This window comes from Alteribacter populi, assembly GCF_002352765.1.
GTDB lineage: Bacteria > Bacillota > Bacilli > Bacillales > Salisediminibacteriaceae > Alteribacter > Alteribacter populi.
In genome coordinates this window covers 1,242,585-1,258,835 of record NZ_KZ293963.1, presented here as the reverse complement: position 1 = coordinate 1,258,835, position 16,251 = coordinate 1,242,585, and the positions used below count along the sequence as shown (strand labels likewise).

The 16,251-nt window shown below is 40.4% G+C and carries 19 protein-coding genes; 10 read left to right on the top strand and 9 right to left on the bottom strand.

Features of this window, described 5'->3' with window-relative positions; genetic code table 11:
- The first annotated feature begins 11 nt into the window (after positions 1–11).
- The 5 genes from CDZ94_RS06155 to CDZ94_RS06135 all read left to right on the top strand — a co-directional run bounded on the left by CDZ94_RS06155 (position 12) and on the right by CDZ94_RS06135 (position 4,208).
- Positions 12–461 (top strand): VOC family protein, encoded by a 450-nt coding sequence (locus CDZ94_RS06155; protein ID WP_096435636.1) that lies wholly within the window; start codon positions 12–14, stop codon positions 459–461.
- A gap of 90 nt (positions 462–551) precedes the next feature.
- Positions 552–1,139 (top strand): TetR/AcrR family transcriptional regulator, encoded by a 588-nt coding sequence (locus CDZ94_RS06150; RefSeq protein ID WP_096435635.1) that lies wholly within the window; start codon positions 552–554, stop codon positions 1,137–1,139.
- Between the two features lie 576 nt (positions 1,140–1,715).
- Positions 1,716–2,891, top strand: a complete 1,176-nt coding sequence (locus CDZ94_RS06145) for an MGDG synthase family glycosyltransferase (RefSeq protein WP_096435634.1) — start codon at positions 1,716–1,718, stop codon at positions 2,889–2,891.
- 93 nt (positions 2,892–2,984) lie between these two features.
- The gene (locus CDZ94_RS06140) at positions 2,985–3,215 is read left to right on the top strand and encodes a hypothetical protein (protein ID WP_096435633.1); all 231 of its coding nucleotides are present in this window, start codon (positions 2,985–2,987) and stop codon (positions 3,213–3,215) included.
- Positions 3,216–3,434: 219 nt separating this feature from the next.
- Positions 3,435–4,208: a GNAT family N-acetyltransferase gene (locus CDZ94_RS06135; RefSeq protein ID WP_096435632.1), complete on the top strand. Its 774-nt coding sequence runs from the start codon at positions 3,435–3,437 to the stop codon at positions 4,206–4,208.
- 695 nt (positions 4,209–4,903) lie between these two features.
- Here CDZ94_RS06135 and CDZ94_RS06125 read toward each other — a convergent pair.
- The 7 genes from CDZ94_RS06125 to CDZ94_RS06095 all read right to left on the bottom strand — a co-directional run bounded on the left by CDZ94_RS06125 (position 4,904) and on the right by CDZ94_RS06095 (position 10,289).
- Positions 4,904–6,037 carry a bifunctional cystathionine gamma-lyase/homocysteine desulfhydrase gene (locus tag CDZ94_RS06125; RefSeq protein WP_096435630.1) on the bottom strand — a complete coding sequence of 378 codons (1,134 nt, stop codon included), beginning with the start codon at positions 6,035–6,037 and terminating at the stop codon, positions 4,904–4,906.
- Positions 6,037–6,963 (bottom strand): PLP-dependent cysteine synthase family protein, encoded by a 927-nt coding sequence (locus CDZ94_RS06120; RefSeq protein ID WP_096435629.1) that lies wholly within the window; start codon positions 6,961–6,963, stop codon positions 6,037–6,039. Before CDZ94_RS06120 ends, CDZ94_RS06125 begins: the two co-directional genes overlap by 1 nt.
- A gap of 15 nt (positions 6,964–6,978) precedes the next feature.
- A complete protein-coding gene (locus tag CDZ94_RS06115) occupies positions 6,979–7,455 on the bottom strand; it encodes an S-ribosylhomocysteine lyase (protein ID WP_096435628.1) in 477 nt (158 codons plus the stop codon).
- 32 nt (positions 7,456–7,487) lie between these two features.
- Positions 7,488–8,126 (bottom strand): class I SAM-dependent DNA methyltransferase, encoded by a 639-nt coding sequence (locus tag CDZ94_RS06110; protein ID WP_096435627.1) that lies wholly within the window; start codon positions 8,124–8,126, stop codon positions 7,488–7,490.
- A gap of 326 nt (positions 8,127–8,452) precedes the next feature.
- Complete coding sequence (gene nfsA, locus CDZ94_RS06105; protein ID WP_096435626.1) at positions 8,453–9,202, bottom strand: oxygen-insensitive NADPH nitroreductase; 750 nt, start codon at positions 9,200–9,202, stop codon at positions 8,453–8,455.
- A 232-nt stretch (positions 9,203–9,434) separates the two neighbouring features.
- Positions 9,435–9,842 carry a YppG family protein gene (locus CDZ94_RS06100; RefSeq protein WP_096435625.1) on the bottom strand — a complete coding sequence of 136 codons (408 nt, stop codon included), beginning with the start codon at positions 9,840–9,842 and terminating at the stop codon, positions 9,435–9,437.
- A 12-nt stretch (positions 9,843–9,854) separates the two neighbouring features.
- On the bottom strand, positions 9,855–10,289 hold the full coding sequence (locus tag CDZ94_RS06095; protein ID WP_096435624.1) for an Hsp20/alpha crystallin family protein: 435 nt from the start codon (positions 10,287–10,289) through the stop codon (positions 9,855–9,857).
- A gap of 317 nt (positions 10,290–10,606) precedes the next feature.
- On the opposite strand from CDZ94_RS06095, the gene CDZ94_RS06090 reads away from it, so the two are divergent.
- From CDZ94_RS06090 to CDZ94_RS06080, 4 genes are all read left to right on the top strand, one after another.
- Positions 10,607–11,122: a hypothetical protein gene (locus tag CDZ94_RS06090; RefSeq protein WP_096435623.1), complete on the top strand. Its 516-nt coding sequence runs from the start codon at positions 10,607–10,609 to the stop codon at positions 11,120–11,122.
- 27 nt (positions 11,123–11,149) lie between these two features.
- Positions 11,150–11,578: a PH domain-containing protein gene (locus CDZ94_RS06085; RefSeq protein ID WP_096435622.1), complete on the top strand. Its 429-nt coding sequence runs from the start codon at positions 11,150–11,152 to the stop codon at positions 11,576–11,578.
- Between the two features lie 72 nt (positions 11,579–11,650).
- Positions 11,651–11,785, top strand: coding sequence for a hypothetical protein (locus CDZ94_RS21805; RefSeq protein ID WP_280951828.1), 135 nt, complete (start codon positions 11,651–11,653; stop codon positions 11,783–11,785).
- 405 nt (positions 11,786–12,190) lie between these two features.
- Positions 12,191–12,625, top strand: coding sequence for a VOC family protein (locus CDZ94_RS06080; RefSeq protein ID WP_096435621.1), 435 nt, complete (start codon positions 12,191–12,193; stop codon positions 12,623–12,625).
- Between the two features lie 569 nt (positions 12,626–13,194).
- Here CDZ94_RS06080 and CDZ94_RS06075 read toward each other — a convergent pair.
- Together CDZ94_RS06075 and CDZ94_RS06065 are read right to left on the bottom strand one after the other, a co-directional pair.
- The gene (locus CDZ94_RS06075; protein ID WP_096435620.1) at positions 13,195–13,887 is read right to left on the bottom strand and encodes an ABC transporter ATP-binding protein; all 693 of its coding nucleotides are present in this window, start codon (positions 13,885–13,887) and stop codon (positions 13,195–13,197) included.
- Between the two features lie 208 nt (positions 13,888–14,095).
- Positions 14,096–14,752: a potassium channel family protein gene (locus CDZ94_RS06065; protein WP_096435618.1), complete on the bottom strand. Its 657-nt coding sequence runs from the start codon at positions 14,750–14,752 to the stop codon at positions 14,096–14,098.
- Positions 14,753–14,912: 160 nt separating this feature from the next.
- On the opposite strand from CDZ94_RS06065, the gene CDZ94_RS06060 reads away from it, so the two are divergent.
- Positions 14,913–16,043, top strand: coding sequence for a mechanosensitive ion channel family protein (locus CDZ94_RS06060; RefSeq protein ID WP_096435617.1), 1,131 nt, complete (start codon positions 14,913–14,915; stop codon positions 16,041–16,043).
- Positions 16,044–16,251 lie beyond the last annotated feature (208 nt).

Here is a 16,251-nt window from a genome sequence, read left to right as displayed (position 1 = left end):
GTGGTTTATTAATGAAATCAACCGGGTTTTATCCTGTTATTTTGACAGACCAAGTGACGTTAAGCTCGAAATTTTACATCGACTATTTTGGTTTTGAGCCAGTATTTGAAGCTGAATGGTACGTAAGTTTACGAATGTCACAAGAAAATAGCCTATTTGAATTAGCGATCTTAGATGCCACACACGCTACTTTACCTGATGCCAATAGGAAAAAGACAGAAGGGCTTATTCTTAATTTTGAAGTCGATGATGTGGATGCGGAATATGAAAGACTCATTGTGAAAGAGAAGCTCCCATTACACCTTGACATTCAAGATGAAGATTTTGGACAGCGACATTTTATCACCTCCGATCCTAACGGAATTTTGATTGATATTATAACAATAATTCCCCCTAAAGGTGCCTATCGTGACCAATACATGGAATCGGTTTGGTCAGATACTGAAATGGGTAGGAAATAGGAGGAAGTATCTTAATCGAACGACATTCCATAAAAAATGTTTAGTAAATGAAGGAAGAAACAGAACAGGACTAGGAGATAGAAGACGATCATGAAAAAGAATAAGGATGAAACAAAGGAAACCATTCACAAGCTAATAGAAGTAGCCAGAATGTATTTTACGGAAAAAGGATATGCAGAAACATCTCTAGAAGAAATCGTAAATCAAGCTAATTTAACACGCGGAGCACTGTATCATCATTTCGGGAATAAGATAGGGCTTTTTCAAGTAGTGTTAGAGTCCGTACAAAAAGGAATTGCAAATCGAATAGAAACAGAAGCAGCGCAAAGTGATGACGTTTGGGAGCAGCTTTTCCTTGGATGTCGTGCATTTGTAACTGCAGCGGTTGAACCTCAGAACAGACGAATATTCCTGATCGATGGTCCTTCAGTGTTAGGGTGGGAGTCTTGGCGCAGGATGGATGAACAATATTCTATGCGATTATTGCATGAACAACTTCAATCTATGCAAGACCAAGGCTTTTTAAAGCCGGTATCCATAAATGCTATGACACATGCTCTCTCTGGTGCTCTGAACGAATCGGCACTATGGATTGCACAAATGCCCGATTATCAACAGGCATTAGAGGAAACGATGACGGTTGTGTCTCATTTACTGGATGGGTTTAAATCTAGATAGAACAAGTCGATAGATCACTTTTAAGGTGTGTCAAAAGGTTTTTTAATCCTTTGGACGCACTTTTTTTATAGCAAAAGCAAAAAAATCTACGTTTCTATTGCTGAAGCGGGACGAGGGAAGCCTAGGCTCAAGCGGCACCCGTGGAAAGGGTCCGCCCCTGTAGCAAAATTCGAGCGATAATTTTATCAAAAAGCAACAACCTTTCAAAAAACAGCCTTTCAACTACTCAAATGATGGAAAAGGACGCAAATTTTTGCCTTCAACTCATCATTTGAATAAATTATCGGCGTGAGTAGGCGCTTTATCAGCTGTTCAAGCAATATATCGGCGAAAATTGGAAAGATATCAGCGGAAATACGCAACATATCAGCGCAAATTGATAAGATATCGGCGGAAATACGCAACATATCAGCGCAAATTGATAAGATATCGGCGGAAGTTAGCAATATATCAGCGGAAATAGCTCAAATATCAGCGATTCGACAAATGACACTCACTTTTCGATCATGAAGTATGGAATGATTCCGCCAATCCCACACTAAACTAATAGTAAAAGATCATAAAGTAGGTGGGAAGATGAAGGCGCGCGTTCTTTTATTAACGGCTTCTTTCGGTGGCAAAAATCATACGGTTAATGAAGTGTTAAAAGAAGAGTGGGAAGGAAAGGGGAGCGTATGTGAAAGCGTTGATCTCATTTCGTGCTTACCGTCTTGGTTTAAGCTTTATTTACATATAGTTGAGAAGGTTTCACGACTTTCTCATTTGATTTTTCATCAATCAAATAAGAGGGGCTACCGGTTCCCTTCAGTTGCGCTTGATTCGAGCTTCTTTTGGTCGCGGGCGATTGAGCGTATCCAGTTATCTAGACCGTCGATCATCATTAGCGTGCATCCGTTGGCAACGGCCGTTGCAAGCTTAGCGATTCGCTGTGATGCGTTTAAAACGAAGCCGTCGTTATTTTCTCTTGTGACGGATTATTCGAGTTATGGCATGTCATTAACAAAAGAGACAACAGCGGTATTTTTGCCCGATAAGAATGAAGTAATCGAACAACAAAAAGCGTTTCCGTTTACCAAGTTTGTCCAAGGCTGCGTTCCAATCGAGAAGAAATGGTATAACCGAGCGGATAAAGACAAGCTGCGAGAACGATTAGGTCTGCCTTCAAACATGCGGATCGCAACGTTGAGAGGTGAGCTTCCTTATAAAAAAATGATTCATTACTTTAAGCGGTGTGAGGAGCCGTGGATGCTTCTATGTTTTCCTAGAGAAAATAAACGAGAACAGAAGGTGTTGAGTAAGGTGAAGTCACGACACGATGTACGTGTTTTTTCAAATACTCAGTCTATCTCTGGTTATGTAAAAGCGTCAGACGTCCTCATCTCAAAGCCAGAATCGACTGCGATGGCAGAGGCGAATGTAGCCCAAGTTCCGACGATCATGACTAAACCTTCACCAGGAGTAGAAGAAGCTAATGTAAGGCGTTTGATTCACTACCCGTTGTTTTCTTCAGTAACTGACTTGAAGATGATAGGAAAACGTGCTGAAGAGGTTGTTCAAAAGCAAACCTCATTCGATCAGGCTGACCGTTTTCCAATGGTTAAAACTGAAGAAATGATCGAGAACATGATTCGTTTACGTGAAGTGGACCGGAAAAAAGTCGTTACACCAGGTGAGAAAGGCCATTTGTATCGGTTTCATCATGAGCTAATGATGCGGAGAAAACGAGAAGAAGAACGAGAGTTTCATTCTTGAACCTTTTCAGGAAGAAATTCTCACGCTGGTAATCTTGATTTACAGAACATTTGTTCGTATAATTGGAACGGTAACACTGGAGGAGGGATGCAGGTGGAAGGATTGTTTCGACGTAGTAAATTAGAACGGCGCCCAGTCGAAATGATTTACATGTCTGAAAAGGGGATCGTCACAAAACGTATCGTATCGATTCATCAATTTAATGATGAGACGGTTATAGGTTATTGCCATTTAAGAAAGGCAGTGAGGACATTTAAGCGAAGCAACATCCTTTCAGCTTTACCAGTGAAACGGTCAGGACAAAAGGACGATCAAAGTGGATAGAACGTAAAGGAGCTAAGTAGTTCCTTTATTGTGGACGAAAATTCCCATTGAAAATCACATAGGAATTGCCAACTAAAACGCTCAGAGGTATCTCTTTGAGCGTTTAATATTGAATAATGTATAACATTAGAAAAAATATTAATTTTTCCCATTAAATAGAAAAGTATGATAATATTGATGAGCAAGTATATAATACATTTTTTAGAAAGAAGGAATTAAATGATTTATGAGGCAGATCATAATGTAAGAAAAAAGTTAATCTCAATGTTCGAAAATATGGATAGCACTATTATTCTTTCATACCTTCAAGGGCATATGGGAACAGCTTGGGTAGACAATCTTGAAAATCCAACAGTTGCTCAAATAACAGTGGGAATTTTTGTGTTTTATGCAGGAAACCCTAATACAAAGGAAGCGGAGGAATTACTATACAATCTCCCCGAATTTACTCTTGCAATTGTTGATTCTGATGAATGGAAAAGACGTATTGAAACAGTACATAAAGGTTCCATAGAGAAGTTTCAACGTTATAGGTTTAAAAAGAATCCAGAACATCTTGATAGAAAACATTTAAAGAACTTATTAACTAAACTACCAAAAGGATATGAAATCAAGAGAATAGATGAGAATGTAGCAAAAGAACCTTCTTTGCATGAACTTTCAGAGGATTTTATAAGTCAGTTTAATTCTATAGATGATTTTATTAATAGAGGAGTAGGTTTTGCTATTTTGAATGAGGGACAAGTTGTATGTGCTGCTACATCATTTAGTATTTACGATGATGGAATTGAAATTGAAATTGCTACCCATCCTAATTATAGAAGGAAAGGTTTAGCAACAATAACAGCCTCTACATTGATAGTAGATTGTCTGGATAGAGGACTGTACCCGAGTTGGGATGGTGCTAATAACGAATCTGTTAACTTAGCTCAAAAACTTGGATACATTTTTAAAGAGTCTTATGAAACGTACTTTATTGAAGTAAGCCCATGATTTATTTTCGGGCGTATCTTTTAAAGTAGATTCCGCTTCTCGTTGACTAGATCTTCACGCTGGTTGACCAGATGGTGGACTTAAGTGGCGATAACCTTGTGAAGCGATGTCGTTACCGCAATCCTGGGAGCATTATCAATCAGATAAAATGTTAGAGGGATACTCATTGCAAAAAATAAAGGGAATATGAAAATAAGTGGTTTTAATTTTGCGGTAAAAACGTTAGAAATAGAGGGGAAGAAATGAACGATTCTGTACAAAGTAAAAAAATAAAATCTTGCTTTAAGGTATTCTTATTGGTTCTGACTATATTATCTACAAGCTTTGTGATTTGGGCAGGTTTTACTAATAGAGAATCTATCTTCTCGTTTCTACTATGCCTAACACTGCTTTTATCTATAAGTCATTTACACCTTGATAATAAAAAACCAGAAAGAAGGAAGTTCTATAGGATTGCATTTATTGTCTCATTCCTTTCAGTTGCATTAGGAGCTGTAAACTTATTTGTTGGAATATAGCTAAGCGAAAGGGAAGAATTACTTATTAAGTAAAGGGGCAATAGTTAAACATAAAGTTTAATAAGTAACAAGGCATAGAGAATAGTTCTCTATGCCTTGTTTAATGCGAATTGAGAAAACCGGGTGATTTCACCTGGTATTTACTGCGCAAGTAATCCTGTGAGAATGCGTTTTTGTTTAGCTATCAAGTGCTTGCTCTAAATCAGCAATTAAATCCTCCGCATCTTCAATCCCGATGGACACGCGGATTAGCCCGTCGGTAATGCCGAGCTCTAACCTGCGCTCTCTTGGGATCGAGGCGTGCGTCATTTTTGCAGGTAAGCTAATGAGACTTTCAACGGCACCGAGGCTTTCAGCTAGGGTGAAGTACCGGGTTTTCGCTAATACGTGTTCAGCTCTTTCACCGCTGCCTACATCAAAGGAAATCATCCCCCCGAAACCTGTAGCCTGAATCTTGTGTGTTTCATGGCCTGGATGGTCTGGACGTCCTGGGTAGTAGATGGTAGATACGTCGTCGCGGTTTTCGAGAAACTCGACGATTTTTGCTGTATTCTTTTCTGTTTGCTCCATGCGAAGACCGAGTGTTTTAATGCCGCGAATGAGGAGCCAGGAATCTTGAGGTCCAAGAATACCACCAACTGAATTTTGCACAAAATGAAGCTCTTCTCCTAGTTCTTCGCTTTTTACTACGGCAAGCCCGGCTACGACGTCGCTATGACCTCCGAGGTACTTGGTCGCACTATGAAGGACAATGTCAGCGTCAAGTGCAATCGGAGTTTGGAAGTAGGGTGTACTAAACGTATTGTCGACGATAAGGTGAAGGTTGTGTGCGTCGGCAATGTTTTTCATTTCTTTAATGTCTGTTACTTTGAGGAGTGGATTGGTTGGTGTTTCAACGTAAATGGCCACAGTGTTGTCTTTGACAGCTGCCGCTACTTTCTCAGGATCGCTCGTATCGACAAAGGTAATGTCTAGGTTGAAGCGGTTGAGAACCTTCGTCATCAACCGATATGATCCTCCGTAAACGTCGTCGGTAAACACGATGTGATCACCGCTTTTATACATGTTCATCACTGCTGCGATTGCTGCCATACCTGAACCAAAGGCAAATCCACGGTGACCCCCTTCTAAATCGGCAATCAATGATTCAAGTGCTTCTCGAGTCGGATTGCCGGTACGAGAGTATTCGTAAGCAAAATTACCGACACCGTTTTGTTTATACGTACTCACTTGATAAATCGGGGTGCTTACGGCTCCGGTATGTTCGTCGCCAAAAACCCCTCCATGAATGAGTTGTGTTTTTTTCTTCATTAAGATTCATTCCCTTCGTATATGCCTGTACTTAAATAACGCTCGCTACTGTCTGGAAAAACAGTGACAATGTGGGCGCCTTCGTTTGCTTGATGGGATTCACGAAGAGCTGCGGCAAACGCAGCACCTGAACTGCTACCAACGAGAAGGCCTTCCTTTTTTGTCAGCTCTTCAACACGCTGGAACGCCTCATCGTCAGTAATAGTATGAATGGCGTCAAAATAGCTCGGATCCATATAGGAAGGGAGAAATTCCATGCCAATCCCTTCTGTACGGTGGGGTCCGGCTTCTCCGCCGTTTAAAATCGAGCCTTCTGGTTCGACAATGGCTGTTTTTACCTGAGTTAGATGATCTTTCAAATAGCGAGCGCATCCCATAAACGTTCCTCCTGTACCTGCACCTGCGAGGAAAACGTCAATTTTACCATCCAGCTCTGAGACAATCTCAGGGCCGAGTGATTTGTAATAGGTCAGCGGATTCGCTGCATTTGAAAATTGAGCAGGGGAGTAAGAGTCGGGAATATCAGCGAGGAGTTTCTCAGTCTTAGCAATCGCTCCCTTGATGCCGTCTTCAGTTGGTGTGTTCACGACTGTAGCCCCTAGTGATCGCATCAGTGTTTGTTTTTCAATACTGAATTTCTCAGGAACAACAAAGATGACATTTACTTTTTTTCCAACAGCCGCGAGCGCAAGACCAATCCCAGTGTTGCCTGCTGTCGGTTCAATAAGTGTGCCGGTCTCAGAAATATGACCGCCGTCAATGGCTTCGTGGATGAGCTCCTGGCCTAAGCGGTCTTTTACACTTCCGCCTGGATTGAAGTATTCGAGTTTTGCAAAGATCCGTGTTTTATTCGGTAACGGTATATTCGTAATTTCAAATAGAGGCGTATGCCCAATGAGTGATTGAATTCCTTGATAAATGGTCATGATGTGTCCCCTCGTTTATTTGCCGTTTTCAGCAAAAACAGTCGTCCACGCATCTTTTTTGGAAAGCATGGTTTCGGCAATGTTTTTTGCGCCTTCAAGGGAGTGAGAAGCAGCCCAACCACATTGGACTTCGTTGCATGCAGGTACTTCGTTTGCGACTAAGACGTCTTTTAACGTCTTTTCAACGAGTTCTAAAATCGCTTCATAGCTTTCGTCATTAATGACAGAAAGGTAAAAGCCTGTTTGGCATCCCATTGGGGAAATATCAACGATTTGCTGATGGTGGTTACGGCTGAACTCTGCCATCATATGCTCCAGGGAGTGTAGGCCTGGCATATCCATATGCTCTTTATTTGGCTGAGAAAAACGGATGTCGTATTTGTAAATCGTGTCACCGTTTGCGCCTTCGGTAGTGCCGGCTAGGCGAATGTATGGGGCAGCGACTTTCGTATGGTCAAGGTTAAAGCTTTCTACGTTCATTTTCTTTGTCATAATAATAGCCTCCTAGAATAAATAATAGTTTACTATTCTTTCACCGCAGTCATAAGCCAAACATAGCTGTTCATCGAGACAAATCCCACTTCAAAGCCTGCTTCTTTAAAAATTTCGCTTAAAACAGGAATGGTTGAATAATATTCTGTCTTTAAATCTTCAGCTAAGTTCACGTATTGATTTTTCAATGCTTGGTTAATCATTCGTTGTTTTGCGGTTTCATCTATAAACATTGTATCAGCGAATACGACTTTCCCGCTAGGATTCAATGCGGTAAAAAAGTGTCCGGCAGCAGTTTTCTTTTCTTCATCTGTTAGATGGTGAAAAGCATAAGTGGAAACAAAGGTATCCACACCGGTTTCGATAGGTGGATGATCGAGAAAATCTCCTTCGATGATCGACACATCCGGGTGTTTTTCCCTCGCGATCTCCCGCATTTTGGCTGAAGGCTCTACCCCAGTAACATGGAGGCCCTTCGCCTTTAGTTCTTGTGTTAAATTACCCGTACCAACACCAAATTCAACAACATTACCGCTCGCACCATTCGCAACAGCCTGCAAAATGGCATCATAACTTGAAAATACTTCTCTATACTCATCATCAACCCCATGAACCGTATCATCATATGAATCAGCCCACCGATCAAATAAATCTACAAACTCACGTCCCACCACAATCACCTTTCTTCTTATGGGGACAGTCCCCACACAATTTTGTGTAAATTTTCAATATCATATAATTCGCATTGAAAAGGTCGGATTTAATTTTATCTTATCATATGCGGGTTGTGCTGGCAATGATAATGGATTTTAGGAATTGAGGATGGGTGGGGGAATTCTTTCTATTTTGGATAGAATTATTGCTGCTTTTGGTAGAAAAGTCGGCTTTTTAGGTAGAATCAAGTTTCCTCATTGGTCTTAAACTGAGAGGAGAAATTTCTTCAATCGTTTAAACACAAAAAAACGCTTGGGTGTATGTGCTCCCAAGCATTTCTTAATTAACGCTTTAAAAACCCTTTCTCCTCCAAATAACCTTTCATATGCAGACGCTTCGGTTCAGCTAACATGCCGGCTATCTGTTCGGTCCAGCGGTCTTTTCGCTTTCCGGATGTCCGTTTTTCATAATAAGCAGAGATCGTTTCGTTATACTCATCAAGATCCTTTTTAAATGCCGTCTCATCACGGTTATACTCTTCTTCATGGTAGACGTGGGAGAGGGGAAGACGTGGTTTTGGGCTTGACTCGTGTGCGGGTTCCCCTACAGCGAGGCCAAATATAGGCACGACATATTCAGGGAGGTTTAACAGCTCGCCCACCTCTTTAACATTATTTCGGATGCCACCAATATAGCAGATGCCTAGGCCCATAGATTCGGCGGCAATGACAGCGTTTTGAGCAGCGAGGGAGGCGTCCACAGCAGCTACGAGAAATTTTTCAGTACTTTCAATTGATTCTCCTACATCAGTGTTCTCCATCGCACCTGCCACTTGATGTCTGTGAAGATCGGCGCAAAAGACGAAGAAATGCCCGTTTTTTTCAACGTAGGATTGATTCCCGGCAAGTGCCGCAAGCTTTGTTTTTTTCGAAGGATCTTTCACACCAATAATAGTATAGGCTTGAATAAAACTCGATGTCGATGCCATTTGCGCACTTTGGACAATGGTTTCAATTTGTTCTTGTGATAGTGGTTTTTCAGTGAATTTCCGAATGGATCGGTGATTGAGCAAAGTTTCAATTGTAGCGTTCATCTGATTCAGCTCCATCTTTCATTTTTATAATCACTAGTCTATCACAACTGGTTTTTAGAACTCTAATAATGGATGCTCGAGTGCTGGCATAAGATGATGCTTTATATCATTGAAATTGGTTTTATTCCCGATATTGTGCGATTTCCACCCTTCTTTACCCATCGCTGCGCTCCATGGAAAAGAAAGCCACATAAAGAAAGACCAGCCTGGATAAAGCTGGCTGGTCACATTACTAAGGTGTAAATTGAGTAAATAAGCTTCCGACTTGTTTCATTAATGGGCTAATTTGATTGGCTGTTTTCATGACTTGGTCGACTGTCGTAAATGCTTTGTTAAAGTCAAATTTTCCATCCTTTGTTTGAAAATTTGCTAACATGCCACTCATCGGAGGAGAATACGGCTGGTTGTAGCCTCCGCCGCCGTATGGGGGAAACCCTCCATAGTTATAGTGACCGTGAACAGCCCCCATTTGTTGTCCATTCCCCCAAGGATAAGGGTTGTGTTGAGGAGGTGGATACCCTGGGAATTGTTGTTGGGATGTTGGAAAAGCTGGATGATAATAGGGGTGCTGGTAGCCACTCATTTGTTGTGGAGGCCATTGCTGCTGAGCTGGAGGCCAGTGAAATTGTCGAAAATACATGTATATGCCTCCTTATTCTACGTCGATTCGTTTTCGCCGGTTTGGAATTCGAATGACTAACAACCCGTCTTTGAAAGTAGCTTTGACTTCTTTTTCATTTACGTAAAAGGGGAGAGCTACAACCCTCTCCGCACGCTGGAACTTCCGAGTTTGAGAAACATAATCTTTCCTCTTGTTTTTTGCTTCGTTATATTCATAATCCTCAACAGAAATTTGAATGTAATTGTGGTAAATATCAATAGATAATTGATTTTTTTTAACCCCTGGGAGCTCTGCTTCGATAATGTACTCTCTTTTTGTTTCGTATTCAAAGACCTGAATGGACCGTGGTAAGCTTATTTGTCGAACAGTTTCTTGAAAAAAGCCGTCGATCGTATTTAAAATATCTCCAAAAGGCTGCTCATGAATTGGTTTTCGTTGCTTTTGATTTTTTTTAAAATCCTCCATGGTGCTCACCTCATCTAGTATTCCGTTATTAATGTATGTAAAGGTAGGCGGAATGGTTTAGGCATCGGCCCGGAATTTCAGAAAAATTCAAGTGATGAGAAACGTTTTTGGTTTTGAATCGTAAATCTAGAAGAGCAAACCTTTTTTGTACAGCGTGCTTGAAAATATATTAAATAGGAAGGAATAAAAATGGACGCTCAACTACTGACACTTTTGATTTCGTTGTTCTTCTTACTCATGAATATAGGACGAAAATAGTACATACGATCCAATACCGCGAGATTATTCGGGAATCTGAATCCAAATATACGAACGCATTGCTATTTGTAGCTTTAGTCGTTGCGTTTTCGTATCAGTTTCCAGCCCTATACGACGGGCATTCAACGATAGGCGGGCTACTCATTATTTTCGTTTGTTTTATCGGAATCATTGTCGTACCGTTTTTTCAAGCAAGGAAGTACTTGATCACAAATGGTCCTGAACAAGAAACAATGGATTTACTTGATGCAAAAATTAAAGAGTACGAGCTTCCTTTTGATATGAAAAAAACCGATTTTGATATGAGGAATACCGTCTATCAAGTACCTGACACGAATATTAAAATTGTGGCTTCTTGGAATCAGAGTTCCTTTAATAACGACTATGAAACAAACGTCCGACTGAAATTAAAAAACGTTAACCAGTTGGACCGGGCAAAAGAGGCTCTGGACGATTGTTTTGATGAGTTGATTGAAATTAGAAGAGACTGTTCGTTTAAAAAGCGCCTCACTAGCTATCTTTTCCTTTACGTCTTATTAATCGGTGTTGGTTTTTCGTTAATCATGATGAGTTAAATAACCACTTGAAAGGAAGTGGGTCTTATGCGATTTGAGATTCAGAAAAACCACTGGGCTTTTTTGTCGTTGATTGCCTGTACGCTTATCGCTCCAATGTTTTTCTTTTTTGCAGAGACGTTCACAGACAAAATGGTTTTAGCTGTTGTGTTTTTAGGATTGGATCTGCCTTTTTTTATACTTTTTGTTTGGGTTTATGCTAGAACTTACTTGCTTATTAATAACCAAAATCTAACCGCTTATTTTGGCCCTTTTGTCTACCGGGTTCCTTTAGCTGATATTCGCTCTCTAGAAGTAGTGCGGAAGAAGTGGTGGAAGACGAATATTCAGCCCCCAGCTATTTCGTTTCGACAAATTCATCTTACGTACGGTCGGTACGGGGTAATAAAGGTCTCGGCACCTAAAGACGAAGAGGCGTTTATTCAGGAACTAAAGCGACGCACGCCCCTGAGTTGATATCACTACTAATGTGTTAGTATAATGAAGCAAAAGAGCTTACATATAAGTGGTGTAAGGAGATTGGTTTCAATGGAGAAATTTCATAAATTCTTAATTGCTTTCTTTCTGCTGGGAACAGGCGCAGTGATGATGATCTATATAGTCTATGTGATTTTCGGAATCGTCTTTGGAGTGGAAAATAAAGAAGCTTCTCTTCCTAATTAAAGGAAGGGAAGCTTTTTTAAGAATAATTTATAAGAGGACTATCGCAAACATTAATGTATTACCATTGACGGTTAAAGAGTGCTCTAACTCTATATGTTAAAATATGTGTATAGATTGCTAACTTTTAGTACGATTCGTGATTTAGACACCGATATGGATTTGTAATGGTTAAAGAGGGTGGGTGGAAAATAAAAGAAATAAAATTACATTAATTTCGCTCCTAAATAATAATCAACTTGGCGAGGAGTCTCTGTGGGCATTATTGTTCTTGAAAGCCAGAATCCAACTGTTTCATCAGGCAGCCAAGTCGATATTAATATTGAATTTGTTATACTTTGATTGATAAACTGGGGAAAATGGTGAGGTAAAGCATCTTTATAAACTTGTAAAAGGAGTGTGTTCATTATGGTTGGAGTAGAAATTGATATGGTTGTGAAGGATAGCTTAAAAGCATTGGAATTATATGAAAGTATATTTGATATCGAGCGTGTGGAGGTTTCAAACTTTCCTCGTGGTGAAAATGAGGTAGTTTTTACCCTATACGACGTTCACTTTCATATGTTAGATGAAAACCCAGAATTCCATTTGATCGCACCAAGTCCTGACGACCCTAAAACTAGTTGGGTTAATGTTACTGTCCCAGACATTAAGGAGACCTATGCAAAGGCGATGGATTTAGGTTGTACAGAGGTGCAACCGGTGACTGAGATTACTGACTACGGAGTATCGAACGCCATATTCATGGACCCCTTTGGTTATATATGGATGCTGCATCAAGTACATAAAGAGGTTAGTCATGAAGAACGTATACAGCTTTGGGAGGAAAAAAGGGAGAAGTAACAATCGGTGCATTATAAGTTCGTGTTCAAAAGGAGCATAAAAAGAGCTGAGTAGGTCGAGGCGGAGACTCCAGAGGAAAAGCAACAATGGTGTTCTCGCGACGAGGACCCGCAGGAGCAGCAGAAGACCCCACAGTGAGCACACCTTTCGTGAATGAGGAGGCTGAAGCGTTGCCTGAGTGCGGTCCTTTGTATTTGAGTTCCAAAGTTATTCAGCAATCCCTATGTAACTAAAGGCTGATTTCGTAAAGTTTGTTACTTTTTGAGCTTTTTTTCAAAGCTGTCACGCTATGCGTGACAGGGCAAGCATGCCCTTGCCTAACGCTCTAAAAACAAATAACAACAATCTTTTAGAAAAGAGCCTAACTAAAAGAAAGCGTTTGTGCAACAAGCAAAAGTAAAAAATGGCTCGGTTCAAAAGAACTGAGCCATTTTTATTATGTTTAAATAGCCGTAAATTAGGGTGCAAATTTATCTACATTTTTAATTGTAATTTGCGATTTTGCGATAGAATATGGAACCCGTTAGGAAGATAACGCTGTCTTTAATAATTGAGCGCTTTTTAATGTGTTATTGCACAGGTTCTGGTGGTTCGAGAGTGACGATTTTACCGTTTTCTACTTTCATAGTCCGATCAGCGTGGTCAATTAATTGTTGATCATTACTGACGATAATCACCGTAGTACCACTGTTTTTGGCAAAGTGAATCAGTCGCTCTAGTACCTCCATTCCTTGGTAACCATCTAGAGCCTTCGTCGGTTCATCAGCTAAAACGAGTTTAGGTTTTGTCATGAAGATGCGTCCAATCGTCGCAAGTATCTGTTCTTTGACGTCCAAGCCTTCAACGTTTTCATTCATCGTTTCATAACATAACCCTAAATTTATAAGGAGTGCTTCTGTTTGTTTCTCGATCTCTTCATATTTGGGGCTGTCGGTTGGAATGCCGAGTAAAAGGTTTTGCTTTGGGGTTAAATAGGGCATTAAACAACAATCATCCGTAATAAATCCGATGTTTTCCATTCGCCATTCCGGTCTTTTTCGTAGAGTCAGAAGGTTTTGGCCGAACACTTTAACGGACCCTTTGTTTGGTGGTGTCATTGCTGCGATCATATTCAAGAGCGTGGATTTTCCAGACCCCCTTGTCCCTCTGACAATGACGAGTTCACCTTCAGATACACGAAAGTTTAAATCCTCAAAAATGACATTCATACCTGAGCCATTTGCAAATCGTTTTAACACATCACTCACTTCAACTGCGTACATACGATTTCACCCCCTATTACGTTGTGAAAACCAATAAAATGAATACCTCTATAAACCATGTCTACGCAACCAATGAAACCGCTAACACTAAAAACGAAAAAATTAAGAAATATACCCAAAAAAATTCGGGGACAGTCCCCGTACAATTTGGTGAAGAATAGAAAGGGATCTCCAAAGCTCATATACCGACCTTTGGAGATCCCTTTTTTCATAGCGCTTCATTCTGAAAGCGGCGCAAGTCATTTTTGTGACCGATGACGACGAGTAAGTCACCTTTGTTTAGCGTATCTTCTGGGTGGGGAGTCACGTCCACTTTGTTTTTTTGCTTGATGGCCATAATGGTACAGCCGTATTTCGCACGTATATCGAGGTCAGCTAATGATCTTCCTTCAACCTTTTTTGTAGCCAAAGTCTCAACGATACTGTATTCATCTGACAGGTCGATGTAGTCAATCACTTTTTCTGATGTTAAAAACTCAGCAATGCGTAGACCCATATCTTGTTCGGGGTGGAAAATTTTATCGGCACCGATCTTATCTAACACTTTATGGTGGTATTCATTTTGTGCTTTCACCCACACTTGTTTTATCTCAAAATCCTTTAATATTAAAGTACAAAGAATACTTGCTTGGATATCTTCACCAATGGCGACTATCACGTTATCAAAATTACGAATGCCAGTGTTGGTTAACATTTTTTCATCTGTAGCATCAGCGACAATCGTATGCGTGGAAAAATCTTTTAGGTCTTTGATTCGGTCTTCGTCACGATCGATGGCAAGAACGTCGTGATTCATACGAAACAGTTCTTTACAAACACTAGTACCGAATCGCCCGAGTCCAATAACAGCAAATTGTTTTTTCATAGCACGGTCCCTCTAATCTTGTTATCATTGAGCCATAGTATACCACTGGAATTGAAGTGTAATCAAGACTAGTTAAAGCCTTGCTACAGAGGTACTATAGACAATGGTTTGATGTGTTGTAAAATAAGAACGTAAATGACTAACAAAAGGGATGAGCAAGATGAATGAAGAAAATGAACCAATAATTGAAACTGAGGTGGTCGTGGATACTGTCACGGGCATTTCACTTCAAGATTACGGCATAGCCCTCGCTATTTTTGTATTGTTTTTAGTATTCCGCAAACTGTTTACGAGGTATTTATTTAAGCTTATTGTTCGATTAGTGAATAAATCGCCTACAGATCTTTTTTATAATATCCTACTAGCTTATGAAAAGCCATTACGTGCATTCTTTGCTTTTATAGGAATTTTCGCTTCTCTCACTTATTTACCGCTTCCAGAAGAGTTTAATGAGGTGATGATGGACGTCTTCCGGACGATTATTATTGTCCTCATCGCTTGGGGACTTTACAACATGTCGGCAGCATCGTCTAAGCTTTTTACAAGAATCGGGCGGAAAATGGATATTGAATTAGACGAGATTCTCCTCCCTTTTTTATCGAAACTTCTTCGCTTTGCTATTGTTGCAATGACAATCAGTATTATCGCAAGTGAGTGGGGTTATGACGTCAGTGGTTTTGTTGCAGGTCTTGGGTTAGGCGGACTCGCCTTTGCCTTAGCTGCTCAAAATACGATTAGCAACTTTTTTGGTGGCGTTGTGATTATAACGGAAAAGCCGTTCACTATTGGTGATTGGATTAGTTCACCGAGTGTGGAAGGCGTCGTAGAAGATATTACCTTTAGAAGTACAAAGATACGGACGTTCGCACACTCCCTTGTAACTGTGCCGAACTCTACGCTTGCTAATGAGCCGATCCAGAACTGGTCGCAAATGGGGAAACGGCAAATTACCTTCAAGCTGGGAGTTACCTATTCTACATCGAGACAGCAGCTTGAAACGTGTGTAAAACGAATTAAGCACTTGCTGCACAATCATGAAGAAGTCGACCAAGAACTTATTATGGTCCGTTTCGATGAATTTTCTGATAGCAGCTTAAATATTTTTCTTTATTTCTTTACAAAAACGACAGATTGGGAAGAGCATCTTGAGGCGAAAGAAAATATTAATTTAGAAATCATGAAAATTCTTGAAGAAGAAGGGGTTCAGGTCGCCTTTCCATCGCGAAGTCTTTATTTCGAAAACGACGAGGGAAAAAGTAAAGGTGAAAAAATCGATTATACAGATGATTAATGTACCGATCATGTAAAAAAGAGAGGGGTTCTCACTAGGTCAAAAGCAGCCTAACGAGAACCCCTTTTTAGCTTCGGTTGTCTGAGGCCTCAAACGTCCAAGCTGTGTGTGGGGACATAATCATAAAACCCACACATTAAAAGTGGAGGGATGGCCAGGGGTTACACCTGAGAAAAAACCGTTTTGTATAAAAACGATTATCCCGCTT